20 protein-coding genes are annotated in these 22,844 nt (G+C 49.5%); 4 read left to right on the top strand and 16 right to left on the bottom strand.

Annotated elements, in window-relative coordinates:
- The first annotated feature begins 69 nt into the window (after positions 1-69).
- Entirely contained in the window at positions 70-999 is a 930-nt protein-coding gene (locus LQV63_RS19960) for a class I SAM-dependent methyltransferase (RefSeq protein WP_019419442.1), read from the top strand.
- 1,026 nt (positions 1,000-2,025) lie between these two features.
- Here LQV63_RS19960 and LQV63_RS19955 read toward each other — a convergent pair.
- From LQV63_RS19955 to LQV63_RS19945, 3 genes are all read right to left on the bottom strand, one after another.
- Entirely contained in the window at positions 2,026-3,741 is a 1,716-nt protein-coding gene (locus tag LQV63_RS19955) for an ABC transporter ATP-binding protein (protein ID WP_233698028.1), read from the bottom strand.
- 178 nt (positions 3,742-3,919) lie between these two features.
- Positions 3,920-5,536, bottom strand: a complete 1,617-nt coding sequence (locus LQV63_RS19950; RefSeq protein ID WP_233698027.1) for an AraC family transcriptional regulator — start codon at positions 5,534-5,536, stop codon at positions 3,920-3,922.
- Positions 5,537-5,663: 127 nt separating this feature from the next.
- On the bottom strand, positions 5,664-6,824 hold the full coding sequence (locus tag LQV63_RS19945) for an MFS transporter (RefSeq protein WP_267934126.1): 1,161 nt from the start codon (positions 6,822-6,824) through the stop codon (positions 5,664-5,666).
- Between the two features lie 213 nt (positions 6,825-7,037).
- Here LQV63_RS19945 and LQV63_RS19940 point away from each other — a divergent pair, with 213 nt between their 5' ends.
- Complete coding sequence (locus LQV63_RS19940) at positions 7,038-7,490, top strand: AbrB/MazE/SpoVT family DNA-binding domain-containing protein (protein ID WP_233698026.1); 453 nt, start codon at positions 7,038-7,040, stop codon at positions 7,488-7,490.
- Between the two features lie 110 nt (positions 7,491-7,600).
- On the opposite strand, the gene LQV63_RS19935 is transcribed toward LQV63_RS19940, so the two are convergent.
- The 6 genes from LQV63_RS19935 to LQV63_RS19910 form a co-directional block, all read right to left on the bottom strand.
- Entirely contained in the window at positions 7,601-8,593 is a 993-nt protein-coding gene (locus LQV63_RS19935; protein ID WP_233698025.1) for an ABC transporter substrate-binding protein, read from the bottom strand.
- 56 nt (positions 8,594-8,649) lie between these two features.
- Entirely contained in the window at positions 8,650-9,675 is a 1,026-nt protein-coding gene (locus LQV63_RS19930; protein ID WP_233698024.1) for a FecCD family ABC transporter permease, read from the bottom strand.
- Entirely contained in the window at positions 9,672-10,712 is a 1,041-nt protein-coding gene (locus LQV63_RS19925; protein WP_233698023.1) for a FecCD family ABC transporter permease, read from the bottom strand. Before LQV63_RS19925 ends, LQV63_RS19930 begins: the two co-directional genes overlap by 4 nt.
- A gap of 85 nt (positions 10,713-10,797) precedes the next feature.
- On the bottom strand, positions 10,798-12,381 hold the full coding sequence (locus tag LQV63_RS19920; RefSeq protein ID WP_019419454.1) for an AraC family transcriptional regulator: 1,584 nt from the start codon (positions 12,379-12,381) through the stop codon (positions 10,798-10,800).
- A 149-nt stretch (positions 12,382-12,530) separates the two neighbouring features.
- The gene (locus LQV63_RS19915) at positions 12,531-13,613 is read right to left on the bottom strand and encodes a saccharopine dehydrogenase family protein (RefSeq protein ID WP_233698022.1); all 1,083 of its coding nucleotides are present in this window, start codon (positions 13,611-13,613) and stop codon (positions 12,531-12,533) included.
- Positions 13,614-13,628: 15 nt separating this feature from the next.
- Positions 13,629-14,342, bottom strand: coding sequence for a class I SAM-dependent methyltransferase (locus LQV63_RS19910; RefSeq protein WP_233698021.1), 714 nt, complete (start codon positions 14,340-14,342; stop codon positions 13,629-13,631).
- Positions 14,343-14,502: 160 nt separating this feature from the next.
- On the opposite strand from LQV63_RS19910, the gene LQV63_RS19905 reads away from it, so the two are divergent.
- Positions 14,503-15,597: a helix-turn-helix transcriptional regulator gene (locus LQV63_RS19905; protein ID WP_233698020.1), complete on the top strand. Its 1,095-nt coding sequence runs from the start codon at positions 14,503-14,505 to the stop codon at positions 15,595-15,597.
- A 6-nt stretch (positions 15,598-15,603) separates the two neighbouring features.
- Here the strand turns inward: LQV63_RS19905 and LQV63_RS31520 are convergent, their stop codons facing one another.
- The 5 genes from LQV63_RS31520 to LQV63_RS31515 form a co-directional block, all read right to left on the bottom strand.
- On the bottom strand, positions 15,604-15,732 hold the full coding sequence (locus LQV63_RS31520) for a hypothetical protein (RefSeq protein ID WP_267934121.1): 129 nt from the start codon (positions 15,730-15,732) through the stop codon (positions 15,604-15,606).
- Positions 15,733-16,087: 355 nt separating this feature from the next.
- The gene (locus LQV63_RS19900) at positions 16,088-17,056 is read right to left on the bottom strand and encodes a helix-turn-helix transcriptional regulator (protein ID WP_233698019.1); all 969 of its coding nucleotides are present in this window, start codon (positions 17,054-17,056) and stop codon (positions 16,088-16,090) included.
- Between the two features lie 256 nt (positions 17,057-17,312).
- Entirely contained in the window at positions 17,313-17,504 is a 192-nt protein-coding gene (locus LQV63_RS19895) for a hypothetical protein (RefSeq protein ID WP_233698018.1), read from the bottom strand.
- 55 nt (positions 17,505-17,559) lie between these two features.
- On the bottom strand, positions 17,560-18,396 hold the full coding sequence (locus tag LQV63_RS19890; protein ID WP_267934120.1) for a nucleotidyltransferase family protein: 837 nt from the start codon (positions 18,394-18,396) through the stop codon (positions 17,560-17,562).
- A 75-nt stretch (positions 18,397-18,471) separates the two neighbouring features.
- On the bottom strand, positions 18,472-18,600 hold the full coding sequence (locus LQV63_RS31515) for a hypothetical protein (protein WP_267934119.1): 129 nt from the start codon (positions 18,598-18,600) through the stop codon (positions 18,472-18,474).
- A gap of 97 nt (positions 18,601-18,697) precedes the next feature.
- Here LQV63_RS31515 and LQV63_RS19880 point away from each other — a divergent pair, with 97 nt between their 5' ends.
- Positions 18,698-18,955 carry a hypothetical protein gene (locus tag LQV63_RS19880; protein ID WP_019419464.1) on the top strand — a complete coding sequence of 86 codons (258 nt, stop codon included), beginning with the start codon at positions 18,698-18,700 and terminating at the stop codon, positions 18,953-18,955.
- Positions 18,956-19,115: 160 nt separating this feature from the next.
- On the opposite strand, the gene LQV63_RS19875 is transcribed toward LQV63_RS19880, so the two are convergent.
- Positions 19,116-21,008, bottom strand: a complete 1,893-nt coding sequence (locus tag LQV63_RS19875; RefSeq protein ID WP_233698017.1) for a beta-propeller fold lactonase family protein — start codon at positions 21,006-21,008, stop codon at positions 19,116-19,118.
- A 661-nt stretch (positions 21,009-21,669) separates the two neighbouring features.
- Entirely contained in the window at positions 21,670-22,632 is a 963-nt protein-coding gene (locus tag LQV63_RS19870; protein WP_233698016.1) for an LCP family glycopolymer transferase, read from the bottom strand.
- Between the last annotated feature and the right edge of the window lie 212 nt (positions 22,633-22,844).

Here is a 22,844-nt window from a genome sequence, read left to right as displayed (position 1 = left end):
ATACCGTACGCATTGGATGATACCCGTGCCCCCCTCCCACCTGATCGTCCACAACAAAGGAGTGAACCCATGCTCAAACCATTCATTCGAATCGTGGATCACCAGCTTCAATATAATGGTACGAAAAGCCTGTTCTATACGGGACTGAAGGGCAGTCTTGCAACAGAGCCAGCTCAAGAAACCATTCAGTTGTTCAAGCATGACACGGAGAAGCTTCGAGCCTTCTTTTCCCCCGCTCATTTTCAAGAGCAAGGTCAGTTAATACAGTACAGCACCCGTAAAATTATTGAGCTATTCATAAAAACGAATCAATTTTTGAATTTTACATCTAAGGATTATGCGCGCTTGAGCGTGGTCAACTATACATTTATGCAACAGATCCGGGATATTCTCCATCATCATTTCCCCCTCCCGGAACAAGCAATTCGAGCCGTTTTTGCCGTTCATTATAACCAGCTGCGCATGTTTCTCATCGACACGAACGGGAAGGACATATTTAAGAAATACGAGCTTAGTGAGCACACGTTTGAAATCGTTTGTGCCGAATACCGGCCCGAATTTCAAATCTGTATGTTGCATCTTGATCTCGAGCAGATGATGGAGCCCGTGTTGGATATTGGATGTGGCCATAGCGGGAAGCTGGTCAATTACTTGAGAGCGAACGGGATCGAAGCCTACGGCATGGATCGGATGGTGGAAGACAATGGCTGGTTCATGAACCGGAACTGGTCTGACACGAAATTTCCAGATAATCATTGGGGTATGATGATCTCGCATATGGCCTTCTCGAACCATTTCGGACATCATTTGTATCGCAAAGACGGGAAATACCGGGAATACATGACTAAATTCACAAACATGCTTCACTCTCTCAAAGTCGGAGGCAGCTTTGTATACACGCCCCAAATCCCCTTTTTAGAAGATGTCATCATGACTTCAGAACGGTTCCGTGTCATTAAGCACGGGGCGGTAACGACGGCGATCATGAAAACGGAATAGAACGTAAAACGGACAGCCTTTCCTACGTCCTACTTATGGCCGTCTGCAGCGGCACTTGAACATCATCGGGGTAATGGATTCGGCTCGATTGTCACAAATAAGCGGCACTCCTCGTTATATGTGCACCTTAACGGAAACCGAGCATTTGCTGCTTCGGGTTTAGTCCAGCGCAAGCTGTCATGTGGCTGCAAAAATGGGGAATTCATTTTATTATTGCCGGGAAACGGGACTGGGAAATACAGAAATGGGCATGGGATAGTGCCCGTCTTCAATAGAAAGGAATGGGAGCGTAATGGAGTGGAACGAGCTATTTACGCAATATAAGCCGCTGCTCTTCACCTTGGCGTATCAGTTGACCGGAACATAGACTTCCTCAGTTCAGATATCCCCAAGAGCAAGGATTGTACCATTCCACCAACGGTTTTTACTTATCAGTCTCATATATACTCTCTCCATGCAGTCCAGACAGTTTCAGAAACAACATAATTACGCACCATATGCCCCATTGGAAAACATACAGCGGAATCTGTCACTCAGACGGCTAAAAGCGTTCAGACTGTATTTTGTCCAATGGAATCCGGCTGTTTTACAGCGATTGGTGCAGATGGAGTGTGAACCATTGGACAAATTCCAATGAAAGCGACCTTGAAGTGATATACCTCGCTGTTTCATTGGACAAAATCCAATGAAGAATGGGATAAAAAAAGGTGGGGGCGGTCTGCCCTTCAACCTTAGAGTCATATGACATTAACTCCTTCCACTCCCCCACGTCCGATAATCAGATTGCATCCATGCTGTTTCACTTCCGCCCTGTCTGTTCTTTGGCTGTACATGCCGGTGTATAAGCAACCTATTTCGAGATTATTTACCCTTATTTTATCTTTATCACGAATGAGTAGTCCTTTTTGCTTTTTCACACGTCTGATTGATTTACGTTATCCAACAAAAAGACCCACGGGGCAATAATCCACTTCCCCATGGGCCACAAATTCGTATATATGATACCGTGAGCTTCCTAATCCATGTCTAAGCGCCGAACTGTGCGTGGTGCAAACGGCTGTACATACCGCCAACGGCTAAAAGTTCTTCATGTGCTCCTTGCTCCGCAATGCCCTGCTCCGTCACAACGACGATACGGTCCGCATTGCGGATCGTTGCCAGCCGGTGAGCGATGACGAGTGTCGTGCGCCCTTTAGACAACTCGGCCAGCGATTGCTGAATCGCCGCTTCCGTCTCGGTATCAAGCGCCGATGTCGCTTCGTCTAGAATGAGGATCGGCGGATTTTTCAAGAACATCCGCGCGATGGCAAGCCGCTGCTTCTGTCCGCCAGAGAGCTTCACGCCCCGATCGCCGATAATCGTCTTCATGCCTTCCGGCTGTGACTGGATGAAATCCGCGAGCCGCGCCCGGCGAGCCGCTTCCCATATTTCCTCATCGCTCGCGTCCAGCTTCCCGTACGCGATATTTTCCCGAATCGTGCCAGAGAACAGGAACACATCCTGCTGCACGATACCAATCTGCTTGCGCAGCGACGCCAGCTTGAACTCTCGAATATCGATGCCATCGACCGAGATGCTGCCCTTATTCACGTCGTAGAAGCGTGGCAACAGACTGCACAAGGTCGTCTTCCCCGCTCCTGACGGACCGACGAACGCAACCGTCTCCCCTGCCCGAATGTTCAGGCGGATATTGTTCAAGACAGGCTTATCCTGATCGTAGCCGAACGATACATCCTTGAAGCAAATGTCGCCACGCAGGTGATCTACATCCACTGCATTCGGCGCTTCGGCCACATCTGGTTCCGTGTCGAGAATTTCGACGTAACGCTTGAAGCCGGCGATCCCTTTCGGATAGCTCTCAATGACCGTGTTAATCTTCTGGATTGGCCCTAGGAACACGTTCGTCAGCAGGATGAAGGCGAGAAACTCGCCGTAGCTCAACTCGTTCTGAATGACGAACCAAGTCCCGCACAACAGCACGAACACGGTTACGATCCGCATCAATATGTAGCTAATCGAGGTGTTCCATGCCATGATTTTATAGGACAGAAGCTTCGTCAGCCGAAAGCGCCCATTGTTCTTAGCGAACAAGTCTTTTTCATAGGGCTCGTTAGCAAACGCTTGAACGACGCGAATGCCGCCAATGCTATCTTCGACCCGTGCGTTGACATCGGCCAGATCGGACATCATCCGCCGGAAGGCGCCCATCATCTTCCGATTGAAGTATAGCGCCAGCCACAGTAGAAACGGCACAACGATAAACGTCAGCACAGCCATCTTCCAATTGATCCCGAGCATTAGTCCAAATGCGCCAAGCAGCGTCATGACGGCGATGAACAAATCCTCCGGCCCATGATGCGCCACTTCGCCGATTTCCAACAAATCGTTGGATATGCGGGACATCAGCTGTCCGGTCTTATTGTTGTCGAAGAAGCGGAACGACAGCTTTTGCAAGTGGTCGAACATTTTTTTCCGCATGTCGGTTTCAATGTTGATGCCGAGCATATGACCCCAGTACGTAACGACAAAGTGAAGTACCATATTGATGAGATAGATAGCTAGTAAACCGAGACACGCCCACAAAATCCATCTCCAATTCCCCGTCGGCAACAGCTGGTCAACCACTTTGTTGACGGCAAGCGGGAAGCCGAGCTCCAGCAGCGCGGCAATGACCGCGCAGGAGAAATCAAGAATGAACAAGCTTCTATATGGACGGTAATAAGCGAAAAAGCGCCTTAACAAAAACAATCCCTCTTTTCTGTTATGTATCATGTAAAATGAGCAGAGTCTCCAGCCGTCAGGAGCACACATCCATTAACATAATATCGATTCTCATTTTCATATGAATTGTAGTCTACGATCTTCTGCAGAGACAATGGACAATCTTCATGCTTTTTTTGTACAAACTCAAGTCGGGGGATCAAGCGAGCGCCTGCAGTACATCATCCATTTTTTTGCGATGCGAAATAACACCATAATTCATCCACGTCAAAAAATCAACCTCATATACGCACTGATTCCGTACCGCAGGCAACATCCGCCATAATGGGTGGTCCAAGAGCTTCCGTTCCTCCCCGTCTATGGACGACTCCTGCTTCTCGAACGTAATGAACAAATGATCGGCGTCAAGCTGATGCAGCCATTCAAGCGGCAAGTCGGCCCTTCTCGTGCCGTGTGTCAGCTGCTTCACGAGCGGGTGCGGCGTCAGTCCTAAAGATCCGTATAACACGGGACCTGTATACCCCATGTCGGCTCCGCCATACAAGGCGATACCGTTCGAAGTGATCCGCAGAACCGCGATCGATTGTCCTTTGGCAGTCCGGCTTAAGATGCTCTTAGCAGCGGCAGCTTCACTCTCATACTGGGCAATTACTTCCTCCGCTCTGTCCGCCTTCCCGAACCAATCGGCCATCGTTCTCAGCGACGAACGCCAATCCTCGCTAATCCTTGCCAATTGATAGGTCGGCGCATACGGCTCGAAGTTCGTTCGATTCATTCCCCCATCGATCATGATGATGTCCGGCTCGTATTGCGACAACACTTCGTATCGGCCAGACGAGACGTCGAATACAGGAGTCTCATCCAGACCGAGATAATCCTGCTTGCCCCATAAGGAATGCGAGCATTGTACGACAGGCGTAATGCCGAGCGCTATCAGAAAATCCTCCAAATATGGGGAGATGACCCGGATATCGTCGCGATGCATGAGTCTATACCGGGTGGGCGTAATACCGACCGTCTGTGTAAAGCGGCGATTGAAATAATACTCATTGCTGAATCCCACTTTGAGCGCAATGTCATGGAGCCGGTCTTCCGTGCACAACAGCAGCTCTTTGGCCCGACTCATGCGCAGCTCATTGAGATAATCAAGAGGAATCGTGCCGGTTAATTGTTTGAACAGACGCGTATATTGCCACCGGCCCACCTTCGCTTCCGTCGCCATCTGATCCACGGTCATCTGCTCGCAGAAACGGTGACGCAACCGCTCGATCGAGAGCGCAACGGCTGCACGCGTGTCCGTCTGATCCGCGCCCGCCACATTATTTTCCAGTATATGTGCGATCAACTCTTGAAACCGGACATAGTTCTGAAAGGAACCTATTTCATCACTCTCATACCGGAAACGATAGATGGACTCGATCAGCTCGATATACCAGGAGAAAGGATGAAGCTCCACCTCTCCCTCGCACGGAAATGTCGGAGCTTCGTCATTGCTGGCGCTATTCAATTCTCCGCCTGACCCTAATGTCCGTAGAATTTCAAAAGCCACACAGTAGTATTCAAGCGCAGCTTCGCTGTCTTGTTCGATAGACACCTTCATGTCAGGAGTCAGAATGAAGCCTTTCCCGCGTTCCAAGCGGCACCATGTTCCATTGATATTCAGGCGCCCTTCTCCCGCTGCAATCGCTAGAATCGAGTATTGGGCAGCCACGAGTGTGCCTGGTTCATAGTTCAGAAGCTGAACATAGTAACGAATATCCGTCAACGCATAAAATAAAGAACGCCGTGTGATCGGCTTTATATCCTGTTCGTACATACGTACCACCCTAAACTGATAATGATTATCACTATTACATTCTATATTAAAAAAAGAAGCCGTTCAATCATTATTGAACAGCTTCAAGATACTGAGAGACTCTTTTGAGGTTGAAAGCGCAAGAAACTCACATTGATTCTTGCGCTTGCTGTTTGTTGCTTGTTCTGAGCACCCATACGATTAATAGGCTCAACAGAAGCACGCAGAACACGTACGGATACGTCACATGTGCTGTGTATAACATGGTTCCGGCAAGCGGTCCGAGGAATGCCCCGCCCCCTTGAACCGAAGCGATGTAAGAAGCGACGCTTCGCTGCTCATGATCGAGCACCGCCAACGAAGCCCCTGCACTATAGCCGAGCATCGTAAAGCCGATCCCGATTCCTAATACCGTAAACCCTACGAACGAATGATGGATGAGCGTCAACAAACCGATCAGCCCTAAGCCAACGCACGATAATCCGACAGTCAGCAAGCGTTTCGGCTGCCATTTCAAGTATTTGCTAATCAGGATTTGCGATGCAACCACCATCACCCCAGAAATGGCCAGCCCTGCTCCGATAAGCTGCGTCGCACGCTGTGGATTATAGTCCAGCCGATCCTGCACATAGAAGCCGATCGTCACCTGAACGATGTTCAGCGCGGCGGATAGCGCCAAGCCAATCCACACATAGAGGCGAATCCGCGCGTCATTGGGTGAAAGCGCGGCTGAGTGACGTCGCACCTCTCCCTCCGGCTCGTCGGGAATGAACAACAGCAGCAGGATGGCCACTGCGAGTAGAAGCGCCGCCGCCGCATACATCGGAGCGGTCAGGCTTACTACCGCAAGCAGTCCCCCAAGCGCCGGACCCAATACGAATCCAAGTCCGTTCGCTGCGCCGAACAGTGCCATGCCCTGGGTGCGGGTCTGCTGCGTCGTCCACCCCATGACATACGCCTGCGCCTTGGCGGGAATTCCGCCGAAGAAGAAGCCTGCTATGGCGCGCAAGCAGAAGAAAATCCAAAACAGGGTCGACGGATTGGTCACGAGCCGAGTGGCATAATCGGCGAGCAGACCAAAGCCCGCCAGCGTAACCACATAGACGAGCATAATCGATACGAGCATTTTTTTGCGGCTCATGAATGTCTTTTTCTCCCAAAAAAACCCTCCGAAGAGCCAACAAATGCCCGATACCGACACTAATATTCCCGATTGAATCTCGCTTAGCCCCAACGTACGGGATAGTGGGCCTATGATGGGATTAAATGTCGCAATCGAGATCATTCCGCATAAGACGATAAGAAACATAATTGCAAACTTGTATTTCAATTCCATTCTCCCTTTCTCAACAGATAACGACTTACGTTCTTAGGAACATATCTTACTATTCATATGATCGCGCATCTACCTGTTGACGGAGTCCGTTGCTGGTTAACGGGAGAATCTATTTTCATAGTTTCACTTCTCGTGGCATTATTGGTATAATAAGGATAAATCTATGGTGAATGTGGGGAAATGAAAATGAAAAATACTGGCATGATTCGATCGTTAGATATGCTTGGTAGGATTGTCATTCCGGCCGAAATCCGGATGACACGCAACATTGAAATTGGCGACCCTGTAGAGTTTTTCATCAGTGAGGACAACGTAATTGTAATACGAAAATACAAGTCCACGGAATGCACCTTCTGCCGCGGGCTCGACAACGTGATTTACTATAAAGAACAGTTCGTCTGCCAGTCCTGTATCACAGATTTGAAGCCGTCTTTCCATCCGCATGAGGACATCGCTACACCACTTCCAGAATTGCCGCAATCAACACGCAAGAACACAAAAGCGTCGGAAATGAAGCAACGGCTGCAGCAAGCGATGCAGCAGTATCCTAATGCCAACCAGAAAGACCTGGCCCTAATGTTGGGAGTCAGCGCAAGCCGGATCAGCCAGCTCAAGAAAGAATTGAACGCTCACGAATAAGGCTGTAGACAATAGCAAGAGCTCCTTCGTATTCCATTTACGAAGGAGCTCTGTTTTTTCCGCAAACAATCATATTTGAGTTTTGGGAATGCTCAACAATACCATTCATTTTACTTGCCGAGATGCTCCTTGATTGCCTCGAGGCCAGCGATCTGCCCAAGAAAAAACGTATCGCCGACGAGTGTATCAACCGAATAGACTTGATTGTTTTTCACCGCTTTAAGGTTCTTCCATACCGGATTATCCGTCCAGATGTTGATCATTCCTTGCGGATCATCCGGATTCATCTGTCTGCGGTTCTCCGCGATGAATATATGGTCGGCGCCAAATTCACTCAACGCCTCGATGCCGATCCGCCCGCCGATTTTCCCGTCTTCCGGCAATCCCTTCACTGGCGTCAAGCCGATGTCCTCATAAAATATCGGGAAGTTTTTCGGATGGATGACGGTAAAATCTTTCCCGTTAGATACTAAAAATAGCGCCGTTTCCCCTTGATGCTTGGCGGCTGCAGCCGTTGCGTCCTGCTTCAGCTTGTTGAATTCGGCGATCACTTCCTTCGCCTTTTCTTCTTTGCCTACGAGCTCCGCAAATTTCATTAGACGGGACGGTGCGTCGAGCGAGTAATCGATCACGACGGTATCAGCCATCTTGTTGAATTCTTCAAATCGGTCGGCCTTGCCTGTACTGCTGATGACAATGAGATCAGGCTCCATCTCCAGCAGCGTCTCCAGATTCGTTTTGCCGCCCAGATCGGTTACCTTTTTTCCTGCTGCATATTTCGCAAATATCGGCGATTTATCTTTCGTTCCGAAGCCTTCTGACACGATCGGGGATTCGTCCAGCACAAGCAAATAGTCTGTCGCCATAATGTCGACGCTGGCGATTCTATCCGGCCTCTTCTTCAGAACGAGCTCGCCTTTCACATGTTGGATCATACGCGGGAAAGCCGATTGCTCTGGCTGTGCTGGTTCATCAGACTGCTGAACCGTGTTCGCCGGTGTCTCACCAGCAGCACCTTGTTGCGTCCCCCCACCACAAGCTGTTAATACAGACGAGGCGAGCAGAACCGATAGTATACTTGCTATCCATTTCGATTTTTTCATGTTTTTCGAACCCCTTTACGAATATATCTGTGTAAAAAATGACCGTTCCAGCTTCCCTATCTACCTGAGCGCATCAGCAAGTAAATAAAGTAAGGACCGCCCAATAACGAGATGACCACGCCCGCGGGAACTTCCGTATGTTCCATCAGACTGCGGCCGATTGTGTCTCCGGCCAACACGAGCAAGGCGCCGACTCCCGCCGTAATGGGCAGCATGTATTGATGCTGCGGACCGACCAATCGTCTGGCGATATGGGGCCCAAGCAGCCCGACGAACCCGATGCCTCCGCCGATAGCTACAGAGGAGGCGGCCAAGCCGACCGCTGCGGTGATCAGTATAAGCCGCTCCTTGTTAATCGATACTCCAAGGCTGCTGGCAAGCTGTTCGTTCAAGCTAAGCATGTTCAACACTCGCGCTTTCCAGTACACGATCGGCAGCAAAATAACGATCCAAGGCAGAAGAGCCAGGACAAACTCCCAGTTCGAACCCCATAGCGATCCCATTTGCCAGGTCACGACAAATTCGAGATTGCGCGGGTTCAACTGCAGCGTCAAAATAATACTGGCGGAGCTGAAGCCGGCGCCTACCGCAATGCCGGTCAACAGCAGACGAGTAGGTGAAATGCCGTGCCCTTTTTTATAAGACAGCATATAGATGATGGCTGCTGTCACCCCTGCCCCAATCAGGGCTAAGAAGGGCATGAAGAATGGAGGGGCAACTTGCGCAGTCGGGTAGAACGATACAAACAACAGGACGGCTAGTCCGGCACCGGAGTTAATTCCGAGAATCCCTGGGTCGGACAAGCCATTGCGCGAAATCCCCTGCAGAACAGCACCCGACACCGCCAACCCCGCCCCCATCAACACAGCGATGATCATTCGAGGCAGTCGCAGGTCAAATAACACGATATTTTGTTTTTTCGAACCTTCGCCAATCAACGTCTGCCATATTTCATACGGTGCAATGCTATACCGTCCTGTGTTCAGGCTGATGATAAAACCAATCATCAGCAGCAGTGCGAACAACATGATGAGCCTGATACTCCGCTTTCTTCGTGCTTGGGCGAACAGATGTGGATTCATGACAGTTCCCTCCGTTCCTTACGGGCCAGATAAAGAAAGAAAGGAACACCTATGACCGCAATAATGGACCCGAGCGGTGTCTCATAGGGAAGAGCGATCAATTTTGCTCCCATATCGGCGTAGACGACCAGCGCTCCCCCCAATATGGCGGAGCAAGGAATAATCCAGCGGTAATCGACTCCGACCAAGAACCGGGCCAAGTGCGGAATAATAAGGCCAATAAAGCCAACACCTCCAACCGTAGAGACCGAAGCGCCTGCCAATATCATGACGACGAAAGTGCCAATGCCTTTAATCAACCCCGTCCGCTGGCCAAGTCCCGCTGCCACATCTTCCCCCAAGCTCAGTATCGTAATGGAACGGGAAATGAGCATGGCCACAAGCAGTCCGCCAACAATCCACGGCAGCATGACGGAAACTTGAAACCATTCAGCAGTTGAAATGCCGCCCGCCGTCCAAAAGGCCAAGTCATAATTGATTTGAAAAAGCAATGTCAATGCCTGACTGAGCCCCGTAATGAGCGAGCCAACGACCGCTCCGGCCAATACCAGCTTCAGTGGAGATAGCCCGCCGCGGGACATGAAGGCAATGCCGTATACGAGTAATGCACCTAGCCCCGCCCCGATGAACGAGAACAGAATGATATACTTGAAAGGCAGCCATGGCACGAACGCGAACACCAGCACGAGAACAAAGCCAGCTCCGGCGTTGATGCCAAGCAAGCCGGTATCGGCAATCGGATTACGGGTCATCCCCTGCATTATCGCGCCTGCAACGGCAAATGCCGCACCTACCAATGCGCCGGCCAGCGCGCGCGGCATACGCAGCTCCCGTATAATGACATGGTGGTCGTTCTGTGCATCGTAAGCGACGATCGAATTCCAGACCGTGCCGAATGTAATGTTGGCGACCCCCGTTACAATGGAGGCACCGATACCAATCACGATAAGGAACAGGCCGGCACAAATAATAACGGTCGCTGCCCACGGACGGGTTCGAAGGGGTGTGTGATGAGGCAGCGTCTTCAATAGGGTCATCGGAATTCCAATCCTCCATCATGGTCAATCAATGAATCTGAGTTGAAATTGATATTCATTATCAATATTATTTTTGCAGAAATCACTAGAAATTGACATAGCCAAACCTGCTTTTTTTGTTGTACAATCCTCCACTTGTTGCATCCGCAAAATGGATAAGCGCTTCATCCAGCGCCTGTACATGACCGAGCGCCGAATAATGGAACCACGGATATATGCCGGTAAGATGGATATTTCCCTGCAACGGAATTTCACCGCGCCAAGCCTGCCCCTGATCGCGAAACAGTAAAATATGATCCGCACGGAATTCATTCAATTGTTCCAGCTTGCATAGATCGGTGAACGTAAAGCCGTACGTGCTTTCAGGCGCGTTCAATTGCAGCTCACCGTACAGAAACTTTCCGATTTTCCGTCGATTCGCGCCAAACACTCGGACGCCCTGATTCGATATCCGTGCGGCGAGCACCGTTTCATTGCGCATTTTTTTGCGGATGCGCCGCTGTGCCGCTGCCGTTTTCAAATCATAATAAAACAACCATTGCTCCGCCACTTCCTCTACTCCGATGATCGCTGCAAGTTGGGTGAAATGCTCGCGCCAAGTGAATGGCTTAAACGTAATGAAGTGAGTTGGCGCGATAGCAGCCAATTCGTCATGCCATTCCGCCGCATGATCGGTTCCGATGATGAAGTCGGGTTCTTCCCTGCGCAATTTGTCGAGATTGAACTCCCCTGCCGTATTGCGCCGATAGGGAGACTTGTGATCGCAATCATTCCACAGCGGCACAAGCTTCTCCGCCGGTACGCCCAATGCAAGGAGATTCCCGAATAAAGCAGGATGGATCACGGCTATTTTCTTGCTCAGCGATTTCACGTAGTGGGATGGAGAGAGTCCTGTCGTTTTTTTGAATGCGCGGCTAAAATAACAGACGTCGTTATAGCCAACCATTTGCGCCACATCCTGAATTTTCATTTTTTCTGACAACAGCAGACGGCGCGCTTGCTCCACTCTCTTATGGGTAATATATTGCAGCGGACTGAGAGAAGTATATTCTTTGAATTGTTCATAAAAGGCGCTGGATGTCATTCCGGAAAATCTCGCTATCTCTTCTACCTGAAATTGTTCGATAAAATGCTTATCCATATGCTCCCGAATATTTCGCAGCACCGCCTTCGTATTCGGTTGGTTCTCCGTTCGCGACACCCCGGACAAGATCAACTGCCAGAGCTCTTGAAACCGAATTTGCAGCAAAATAGAATCAGACGGTTCATTGTGCCAGCAGCGGAACAACTCATCCATCCGGTGATGTGCAATCGAGAGCGGATGAACTTGCATTCTACCCTGCAGCGGCAGGGTGGTGTCTGTGATTCGCCAATTATCCCCGTCTCTGAATCCTCTTGCTGCGGCAAATTCAATACAATACACCGCAGCAGATTCGGTAAGCAGCTCAAATGAAATGCTGCCTGTTCCGGGGGCAAGCGCGATAAGCTCCCCCTTGTCCAGCATGTCGCTCGAATGCGCGTCATGAATGATTGCTTTTCCTTCCGTCATCAGAATGATGCGGTGCTGATGTTCAGTGACAGCTTCAATCGATTTCATTGCGGAAGAAGCAGTAAACAACTGTACATTGATGATGTCAAACACATTGGGCATTGTATCGGGCCGTTCCATAGCATCCTCCCATTATCACTAGCCATTCAGTTATCAATTGATAATCATTCTCATAATTGATTGTATGGGCAATTGAGAGGGCTTGCAAGATGATAAAAAAAAAGAGAGCTGTCCCAAAAGCAGATAAATCACTTGAGGGATAGCTCGGTTCATTGTTTCCTGCGGTCGATGCGGATTTCGAGATCAGCTATTCCTCGCGTCACGGCCTGAAGACTCTCCGGTCCGAATAGCTGTTCCATATGATATACGCCGTGCGGGAAGGAGGAGCCATATACGGCATTAGCTGCAAATACTGCGACTCTGGCTGTAATTTCGGCTTCATTTTTTCCGTGCAAGAAGCACTCGACCCATGCATCCTCCCCTGCCTTGCAGCCCCGGGCATCGATTTTGACGGCAAACGTCTCTTCCCCGATGCGCATCATACCGAAGCTGCGAACGACCGCGCGGCGAATCCATTCTACTTTCAATAAGCTGAACATTTTCGCTGCCCTTGCTTCGGCGATCAATGCCGTCACCGCAGCCGAGTCGAAGCAGAGCCGCGTGGATACGGTCGGCACGCCGAGCGTGCGGGGAAGCGTCTGTTGATCCGAAAAATTAAACCGGTAAGCGGCTCTGCGCCCCCAATCGGCTCCGAAATCTATATGCTTCCCGTCCGTGAAGCTAGCGACTGTAATCGGTCGTCCATCTTGTATGACTTCGAAGCTCGTGTTCAGGTTATTCACCGTCCACTCGATAGCGGCTTGACCGTGCTGGTCTCCCATCCCGAGCATAATGGATATATCGATCGACTTCGTCTCATCCATCAGCTGTTGAGCTTGCAGAGCCATCAAATTCGTCAAGCCTGGCGCAAGACCAACACTCAGGATAGCCGTAGCGCCATTCGCCGCAGCTTCTTCCTGCCTTTGCTCCACCTGTGCAAGAAAGGCGCGGTTCGCTGATACATCTACATAATGCGTGCCGCTGTTGAAGCAGGACCGGACGAAAGCGGTATCCGACTGATCCAGGCACATAATAACGAGCTTGGCGCGAGCCAGCATGTTGGGATCGGCTGCCTCTTGGACGTTTAGCTTTAAGGGCTTCACTTTGCCGGAGGTTGACCGGCAGAACTGCTCTGCACGTTCAACATTGCGGCCCGCCGCATACACCTTGCCAGGATATAAGTCGCCCAATTCCTTGCAAATCATTTTCCCCACATGACCGTACCCGCCAACTACTACAATGTTGTCCTTCATCGTTGTCTCCATCCTTTATTCTGCTTTTACGGCAAACCATCCATCGATCAAATAAGAGCCAAAATAGCGCGTGACCTGTGTGAAGCCTGCTTCCTCCAGCAGCTCCGCAACCATCGATGCAGGCACCGGATCGCTGCCATGGCCGATAGAGTCTGCGAATTGCTCCCATTCCTGAAGGGGGATGCCATGCTCAAGCATGTGGCTTTTCCATGCCAGCATCTGTACAGCAAATGCCTCTGAATTCGGATTTCCGTTCAACGAGGCCAAGAACAACGGTGCTCCCGGCTTCAGATGTTCGGCTATACGGCACAGCAGCTCCCGCTTCTGCAACAAGCCTTGGACGAAATGAAGCACAAGCATGCAGGTGGCCGCATCGTATCGTTGAGCCTGTGCGAGCCGAGCAATTGTGCCCTCGATGAACGACACTCGATGTCCAAGCGTGGCCCGATCGACACGAAGCTGCGCCACATCGAGCATGCGCGCAGACGGATCGAGGCCTGTAAACAGCCAGCTCTCATGTCTGCTGCCGAAGGTGATAATCTCCTGCCCCCCGCCTGCGCCGACAATCAGAACTTCGGCCGGATCGTTGCCGCTCTGCAGCTGCGCGGTCATAAGACGGTCGGTCATGTCGTACAGCAAGTGATAGCCTGGTATTTTTATAGAAATGGTCTCCACATACCGATGTACGTCCGGATCATCCCAGCTCATCGGAGATTGTGAGTGATTCATCATCATCGCTCCTGTCATTTCAGCTTTCCAACTACTTGCGCTTCCTGTACACTTACAATAAGAATTATTCTCAATTATACCGATGCAGAGCAGAAGCACCATCCCACTATTCTGGGATTGTTAAGCGATGATCGAGAGAACGCAACAGAGGAGATACGACATGGACGCGAAGATGGATTCAGTCACACAGAAGCTGTTGACTCTGGCGGAGAGCTCTGCTTCTTCACAACAATACAGGATGACGATGTTGCAGTATTTGCGCGAGGCGGTGCCCTTCGCGGGCGCATGCTGCACCGCTGTGGACCCGCAGACATTGCTGTCTACAGGGGCCATTACTGAAGAAGGGGTAGAAGCGATTCATCATAGTCTGTTCGAACATGAATACATGCGCGAGGTCGAGGATTTCAACTCTTATCATACATTGGCGAGAGCATCCGATCCCGTCGCTACATTGAGCGAAGCGACGGAAGGCCGCTTGGAACAAAGCGCACGGTACCGGAATATTTTGCTCCCCGCCGGCTTCAAGGATGAAATGCGGGCTGCCTTGGTGTGCGAAGGGGCTTGCTGGGGTTATTTAACGTTATACCGCCGTCATGAGCATCCTTTATTCGAAGAGACTGAGCGTGCCTTCATCTCTTCCCTCGTTCCGTCCATGGCCCACTTTATGCGTAAGGCAAGCTTGACGGTACCGGCTGAGGATGAAAAATGGAAGGGTTCGGAACCGGGGATATTGCTCCTCTCCGAGCAGCTGCGCCCTATCTCTTCCAATGCAACGGCCGATCATTGCCTCTCCCTGCTGCAAGACTGGGAACGAATCGACCAGCAGACCCTGCCGCGCCCGGTGCGTGCAGTCTGTTCCCGTGCGCTATCAGAGACAGCCGCCGTCCCCCCCGAGCGAACTTCCTTGGCGAAGGTCTGCATTCGGATGCCTGACGGCCCATTTGTCACGATTCGCGCCAGCAAGCTTAAGGGATCGGACGCTTCCATCCAACTGGCCGTCTGGTTCGAACCCGCCACAGCGTCCGATATCCTGCCGCTCATCGCGGAAGCGTATGAATTGACGGTACGCGAAAAAGACATTCTCATGCTGGTAGTAAGAGGCTGTTCCACCGCCGAGCTTGCCAAGACGCTTCATATTTCTACCTATACAGTGCAGGACCATTTAAAATCGATATTTGCCAAAACGGGCGTTACCAGCCGCAGAGAGCTTACCTGGCACATGCTCTCCCGGTTCAGTCTGCATCCGGACATGTAAGGCAGCCTACCGGCGCGCGCGGAAATAACTCAGCTTCGCGCCGACCGTCCCGACAGTGACAGGATCGCCGCTGCCTTCTAATAAATATGCGCTTGCCGCGGCAGATCCAAGCTGCATGTTCATAAGTGGCGCCATATTGGACCATGATCACTCCAGCATGCGCAAGTTCTCAACGCTTGATGGAATTCACCACCACAATCGCGGATATACCAGCATCCAGAATATGCTTGGTCTGCCGAAGCTCTGCTTTCGTCATGCACAATATATTGGATTTTGTACAATAGAACAGCACGCATACTTCCTTTCGCGTAGGCTTCATTGGATTTTATGCAGTGCTTTGACACTCATTCAGCACAATCGCTGAAAAAATAGCGAATCCACTGTACATATTACAGTCCACGTGCCGGATAACCGCCGAATGCGTTCGTTTCAATGTATATTTTCCAACGGGGCGTGTTCGCTTTGTCATTAAGGCGGCGAATCCCGCTGCTCAATAACGCCGAGCGAGCTCGCCAGGATTGATGCCATACTTCTCTCGGAATGCTTCGGCGAAGTAGCTCGGATTCGAATATCCGACAGCACAGCTGGCTTCGTTCACATTGACATCCCCTTGCTGCAGCAAGAGGCAGGCCTTCTCCAACCGTTTGCCGCGCAAATAAGCGAATACGGTCGTTCCGTACATTTCTTTGAAGCCGACCTTCAATTTATAGTCGTTCATGCCGATCATCCGGGACAGCTCGATGAGAGAGGGCGGCTCCGACATATTCTCCAGCATAATATCTCGCGCTTGCTTAATTCTCTCCACATCGGTTCGCGACAGCTTCGACGACTCTACCCTTCCTTCGAACAGGAATGAGCGAAACGCCAAAGACAATAGTTCCAGCACCTTGCACTCCAGCTCCAGATTCCGGGTATTCGCCGTATTGGCGGATTGAATGATTTGCTTGACGATAACCGAGGCGGACGGCTCGATCGTCTCCTGGAACATGCGGAAAGCCCCCCCGCCGAGAATCTGCTCAAAGCTGATCGAGCGCCTGCCGTTCCCTTCCTCCATGAAGTGGTGAAAGGTCGGCACGGGGATGCCGATGCCGAGCATGACATAGTCTTCGTCTCCGTTCATTTCGAAGCGCGCATCCACATCATTCACGAATTGCAGCGTGCAGCTGTCAGAGGCGGTTTCGTGCCAAGTTCCTGCCAGATGGGTCCGTCTCGTGCCTTGCAAGCAATAGCTCAATTCCACCATGGCCGTCCCGGAAGGAAGGCTGATTGCGCGGTCCCGATGCAGCCGATAATCGGATATGACCACTTCCATATCGAAGCGAGGCACAAAGCGGCGGATCATCCCTTCGCCGATGCGTGAATGGAATGGCAGATGCTCGGTGCGTCCCGCATGCTGCCGCTGCAATGCCAGTTCATCGAAAAAGGTATTGAAGTTATAATGAAAGTCTGTTGTGTTCAATAAATCTCACTCCGTTCCGTCGCTCATGGCGCTTGGGATGTCATATATCCCTCCACTTTACTGATAATGATTATCATTGTATTATTTTATATGAAAAAAAGAAGCCGTTCAATCGTCGTTGAACAACTTCTTCGCTTATGAATGACATCTCGCTATATGTTGTGCGGCAACCGTTTCAATCCAGGCTGTTACATCCGGACACTCCATAATGCGATATAAGGTGTACTCAGGATACCCATCTGCGGGCACCACATGATCAAATCCATGGTCGTGTAACATTCGTTACTCTTGCCTTCGCAAGCAATGTGGACAGCTGAGGAAAGACTTCCTGGAATGGTGCGGTAAGTTCCATCCCTTCTTCCTGTATATCTTCAATTTCTACCGTATCTTTGGCCTGAATGAACCAAGTGACATTGGCTCTAAAGTCATTCCAATCGTTATGCTCCAATGCGATTCCATGCTTTGTCACTTATTTCGTAGTGTCTGAAGCTGAGCCTATAATTTTAGGTTTCAATCATTTTCAATAACGGCCACCTTTCCAGCCATTTCTTTGCATGAACACGTTCTCTAAAAAAATGTACGTCTTCAAATAACGGACACCTTCTGACATGCATCTGAAATAAATCATCCAAGCCATACGGACTGCAAATCTCTATCTCATTATTACGCCATCTCACTCCTACAGCCGTCGCGGTCTCGGTCCAGTAGCTTAAAGCATGACTTGTAGACTGATAAGGCGCGTTATTATTTCTCAGATGCATCCGTGCCTGATTTTTAACTGACCATTTTTCATTTCCCGTCACTTCGATCAATCGGTTCTCAATGAGGATGTCCGTTGCTTCTGTAATATCCTCCACATTGTAATAGACGACATCGATGTCATTCAGATCGGACATCTCGTATCCGTGCAGCATATCCCAAATCCGGTTGCGAACATATCCTGCCGCAATGTAGCATTCAGGCAAGTTCAAGCTTTCCACTAGCTTCAATTCCTTCAGCAAGTCTGCTTGCGAAAGAAAAAACGTCTTGAGCAGTTCTGCATCATTCACTGGCTTGTCCCCCTTCTTGGTTATAATGGATGGTGTATCCAACCTGGTATACAACCCTCCGTAGTTCATATTGTCAGGCAACGAATCAACCAGCCGTATCTCCTCGAGCTCGTACTGGGGCAAAGTATCCATGTCGTGGACCTCAGCAAAACAGACCAAACCTACACTTCGATCAATGGAGTACACTCCATAGGGTGTCAGATCAAATTGAACTGCTCCCGTCTCCTCATACAGTTCCCTGCTTGCCGTATGGAGAATCTCTTCCTCAGGCTCTCTCCGGCCGCCTGGCATTTGCTTAAACGTCCCGCCGTTTGTCCTTCATGCCTGCAGCAAATACATCAAACCCGAGCTTTTCATAATAATTGGTTAACTTCTCTGTGCATACAGCTGCACCTTGGACAATTTCAGAAATTCGTTCCACCCGAAGCAATCGTATAGACAGTAAATTTGGTCAGGACTTGGCACCTCTTCTGTATAGCGAATGTTCATGTCCATTTTCATTTCTCCTCAATCACTCATATGTTTGACAGCCCACACCCTTAAGTCACGACACACATAACTTAATCAATAAAAGCGTAAAGGTGGTAGTTCTATGCCTTCCGTATCCCACTACAAAAAAAGCGTGAAGTACTTGAACAAATTCGTTCGAGTTACTGCCAAGAATGGAAATGTATATACGGGCACAATTGTCAAAGTGGATGACAAAAAAGTATATTTAAAAGTCAATTCAGTGAAACACGCCAAAAAGGTCCATACTTCATTTGTTCCATTTATATTGCCTCTGGTGCTCTTCGATCTTTTGGCCATCGTCTTGTTGGAGACGCCGCGGAGACGGCGACGGATCTTTTAAGTTGCCGCTGCCCTCAATTATTTGAGGGTTTTTACTATCATACAATAAGAGACCTGTTTATTTAACCTTATGTTATTAAACGATCGGACAAAGCCCTTAACCTTCCGGTGGGAAGCATTAAGGGCTTTGTATATATCTCAACTCAATCGGGATCAAACCGTTACACGGGTTTACAGATGGCGACTCCCGGGGCAAAGTCTCCGGTTGGACCATACAGTTGTTCTCCGGTTGTGGTAAAGGCCACCAGTCTCCTCGAGTACCGGGGCACAAAAGTCAAAATATACAGCAGGGACTCGTCCGAGTTCAACGCCATCATAGTGACACCAACTATGGGTACTGGTCTCAGGTTGTGATTGAAGCTGCTCGATAGCGTCAATCTTTCGGCAACTGGGTCAAAATTGAAGATTTGTACCTCCAGTGAATTCAGCACGTACACTTTGCTCCCGTCACGGGACACCAGTATCGTGTCCGGGTTGCCGCTCAAGCCAACCCTGCTCGTTTCACCGAAATAATCCGGGCTGCTCGTATCCAACACGACTACTTCCTGTGCCCCCCAGTTGGCGACAAAGGCATAATTGCCGTCGGGTGAATAGGCGAGGTTCGCTGGAGAATCACCTACCTCCACTTCGCTCCCGGTATCCGTCAGGTTGCCTTCGGCATCGATATGATAACGTCTTATTCGGCCTGTAGAATAACTAGCGGCCAGAATGAGGCCGTTACCGTTCGGCGATACGACCACGGCTTGCGCGTCTGCCGGAATGGATTTGACGGTTTGATCGGAAAACGAATAGGAGATCAATTGACTGAACGCACCGACCGCATATCGGCTATCCGGCGTAATGTCGAGACTGAACACGGGCACCGGAGTAAAGACCGTATGCTTCAGCGAAGGCGGGTTAGTCGTGAGGTCGATATCCAACAGTTTAAAGCCGCCGGAGGAGGATGCGACGAGCGCTCTGCTGCAATCTCTTGATATGACAACATTATTAGTATCTATTCCTTGCACATCCAAATTAACCTCACCGATAACAGGTGAAAGTGTTTCGTCAAAAAATTGAAGCTTACCATCGAGGGAAGTCACCAATAAGGTGTCGGTAGGCAGACGGTGACTTGCTTGTCCGGCAGCCACCCCTCCGTCGGACTGCACGCCCGGCACGATCCCCAGGAGAGTACCATTGAGGTCGAAGGCAGCAAGCTGGTTTTGACCAGAGATGATTAACTTCGTCTCCGTGGCATCCAGCGTCATTCGTTCTACGCCGAAATAATTGACAATATTCAAGTTATGATTGAATCGTCCTGTCAGGCTCAATCTTTGGGCCACCGGATCGAACTCGAAGCTGGCGACCTCCTGCGTAGTCAGAACGTATACTCGCTGTCCGTTTTTGGATACGACGATCGTCTGCGGGTTCCCAATGACAGGCGTTCGGCTCGTTTCTCCGAAATAATTCGGGTTTCCGGTATACAGAACCACGATTTCATTAGCGAAAAAGTTGGCTACAAAACAAAATCGGCCGTCGGGCGTGTAGGAAAGGTTGAATGGCGTGTCGCCCGCCATCACTTCGCTCCCGGTGTCCGTGAGCATGCCCGCATTGTCAATCAAATAGAGCCGCACCCTGCCTTGGTCGAAGCGGGCAGTCAAAATGCGACCGCTCAAGTCGGGGGAGACCGCCACCGCTTGCGCATCCGCAGGGATCCAGCTGCCGTCTCCGTGCTCAAGACTATATGACACCATATTCAGCTGCCCAACAGAAGTTCCGTCCACGCTTACGGCAAAGCGGTTATCGGCACTGAGAGCCACGTCTTCCAGCGCGGTGGGTGAGTGGAAAGTATTGACAACGGATGGAGGTTCCGTGCGCAAATCGATTTTAAACAACTGCTGAGTTAAAAAGGCGCTTATAACCGCTTTATTAAAATCGCTTGTAATAGCTACATCCATAATGTCGCCATCGATACTGATTTGCTGGGCTACTGTTAGCGTATCCGTGTCGACAAAGCTGACTCTTCTTATCGCGCGTTCAATGGCGATGACATAATTGTTGGGTAATGTGTTCATCGGCTTGTCCTCCTTTTCAAAATGCTTTATTAAAACCTATCATTCTAGCAAAAGGATGCAGAAATAAGATAGGTTTCAATATTATATGAGAACAGCTTCAGATGGCCCCGGCTATGTTATTAGTTACAACAATCTTTATTCAAATCTATCGGAATCGCGAGCTCAAAATAATGGGTGCGATTTAGCGGTATTGCCATTTCTATGATGGAGTCTTCATTATCGTCCATAATTAATGCCTACCTTAGCCGCTTACAAAATCGCGGATTACTTCAACATACCGCTCAGGCTCTTCAAATCTTGGAAAATGACCGCTATTATGAAATAATTCCGTTCGTCTGCATGCACCTTTACTAAACGCCTCAGCTTGCTCCGGGCTCGTGACAAGATCGTACCTTCCTTGCAGTAGAAGAGCGGGACACATTATATGTGTCAAATCATCAATCAACGATGCAAACACGCTTCCCTCTTAATAGACCTTCTTCTGATTTGGAAGATGAATATATCCCTTCATAATGGACCCTCCTTTTTCTTCACAACCTGCCGTTTGCTCATCATCTTAACCTATACGCTGGCGTTCATCATCCGCCTCTAGAAGTAATTACGGGCCTTCATGAGTTCGCTCAATAATCCGCTTCGTACCTATTTCCTAAAAACCTTCTCTTCATTCTGCAGCTGCGTGTTCCTTCAATTGGGCGGAGACAAGATCACGCTCTTCCTCAGATACGTGATAATAATAAATGCCCTGAATCATTTGGTTGGAGCCTGTTATCTCAAGCGATTCAATTTGATAGTCGTTCCAGTCTTTTTTGAACTGCAGGAAAAAGGATTTCATTTCTTCAAAAGAGATATTTGTTTTAATATTTTTACCCATGATGTTCAATATTTCTTCGATCTTAAATACAGAAGATAACGATGCCGTTTTTTGCAGTAAAATGGTTAAAACCTGCCGCTGGCGTTCATTTCGCCCCAAATCTCCTTTAGGATCGGATTTCCTCATTCTGGTATAATGCAGCGCTCTCTCCCCGTCCAATTGAATCTGCCCTTTGTCATAATGATGTTTCTTTCTTCCATATTGATCCATTTGATTAAAGGCAAAGTCGTTAACTACTTCAATTCCTCCGAAAACATCAACAAGCTGAGTTAACCCCTCCATGTTTGTCTGAACGACGTAATCGATCGAATGGTTCAAAAAGCGTTCGACCGTTTTTTTCATCATTTCAGTTCCACCATATGCATAAGCATGATTGATTTTATCCATTTTATCTTTCCCGACGATTTCTACTCGCGAATCACGTGGAATATTAAACATCAATGCATTTTTAACAGCAGGATTCAAAGACACAACGATAATGCTGTCCGCCCTCCCCGGATCGCCGATTTTCGGCCGATCGCCAATACCAAGCAATAAAAAGGTAAGCGATCGTTCGATCTCTCCGGTTTCGGCCGTCTCTTTCTTTTCCGTCTCCTCGAACGTGATCTGCATTTCTTCCGCCGTCTTTTCCATAGCACGATAAATATAAATCGTATAGCCTATTGCAATAATGACAAATGACAACAAAACCGCTAAACTGATTTTCAAATGTTTTTTCATGGAAACCTCCGACTGAGCAATGAATGTAAACACAAAGAGCCCTCCCTATAAAGAGAGAGCTTGCAGCTTATAGCTGCGTTTGTTCTGGCTCTTAGTGTTTTTCATGTTAACTTACCATGAAACATAAAGGGTTATGAAAAAGTTAACCTGCTATGATCTACGTCGAAACCTGTTGATTAATTCCAGCATAAAATCGAGTAGGAGGCTACCCATTAACTGAGTAGCCGACCTCTCACACCACCGTA

Source organism: Paenibacillus profundus, from assembly GCF_021369635.1.
GTDB lineage: Bacteria > Bacillota > Bacilli > Paenibacillales > Paenibacillaceae > Paenibacillus_B > Paenibacillus_B profundus.
This window is presented reverse-complemented; position numbering and strand designations above follow the sequence as displayed.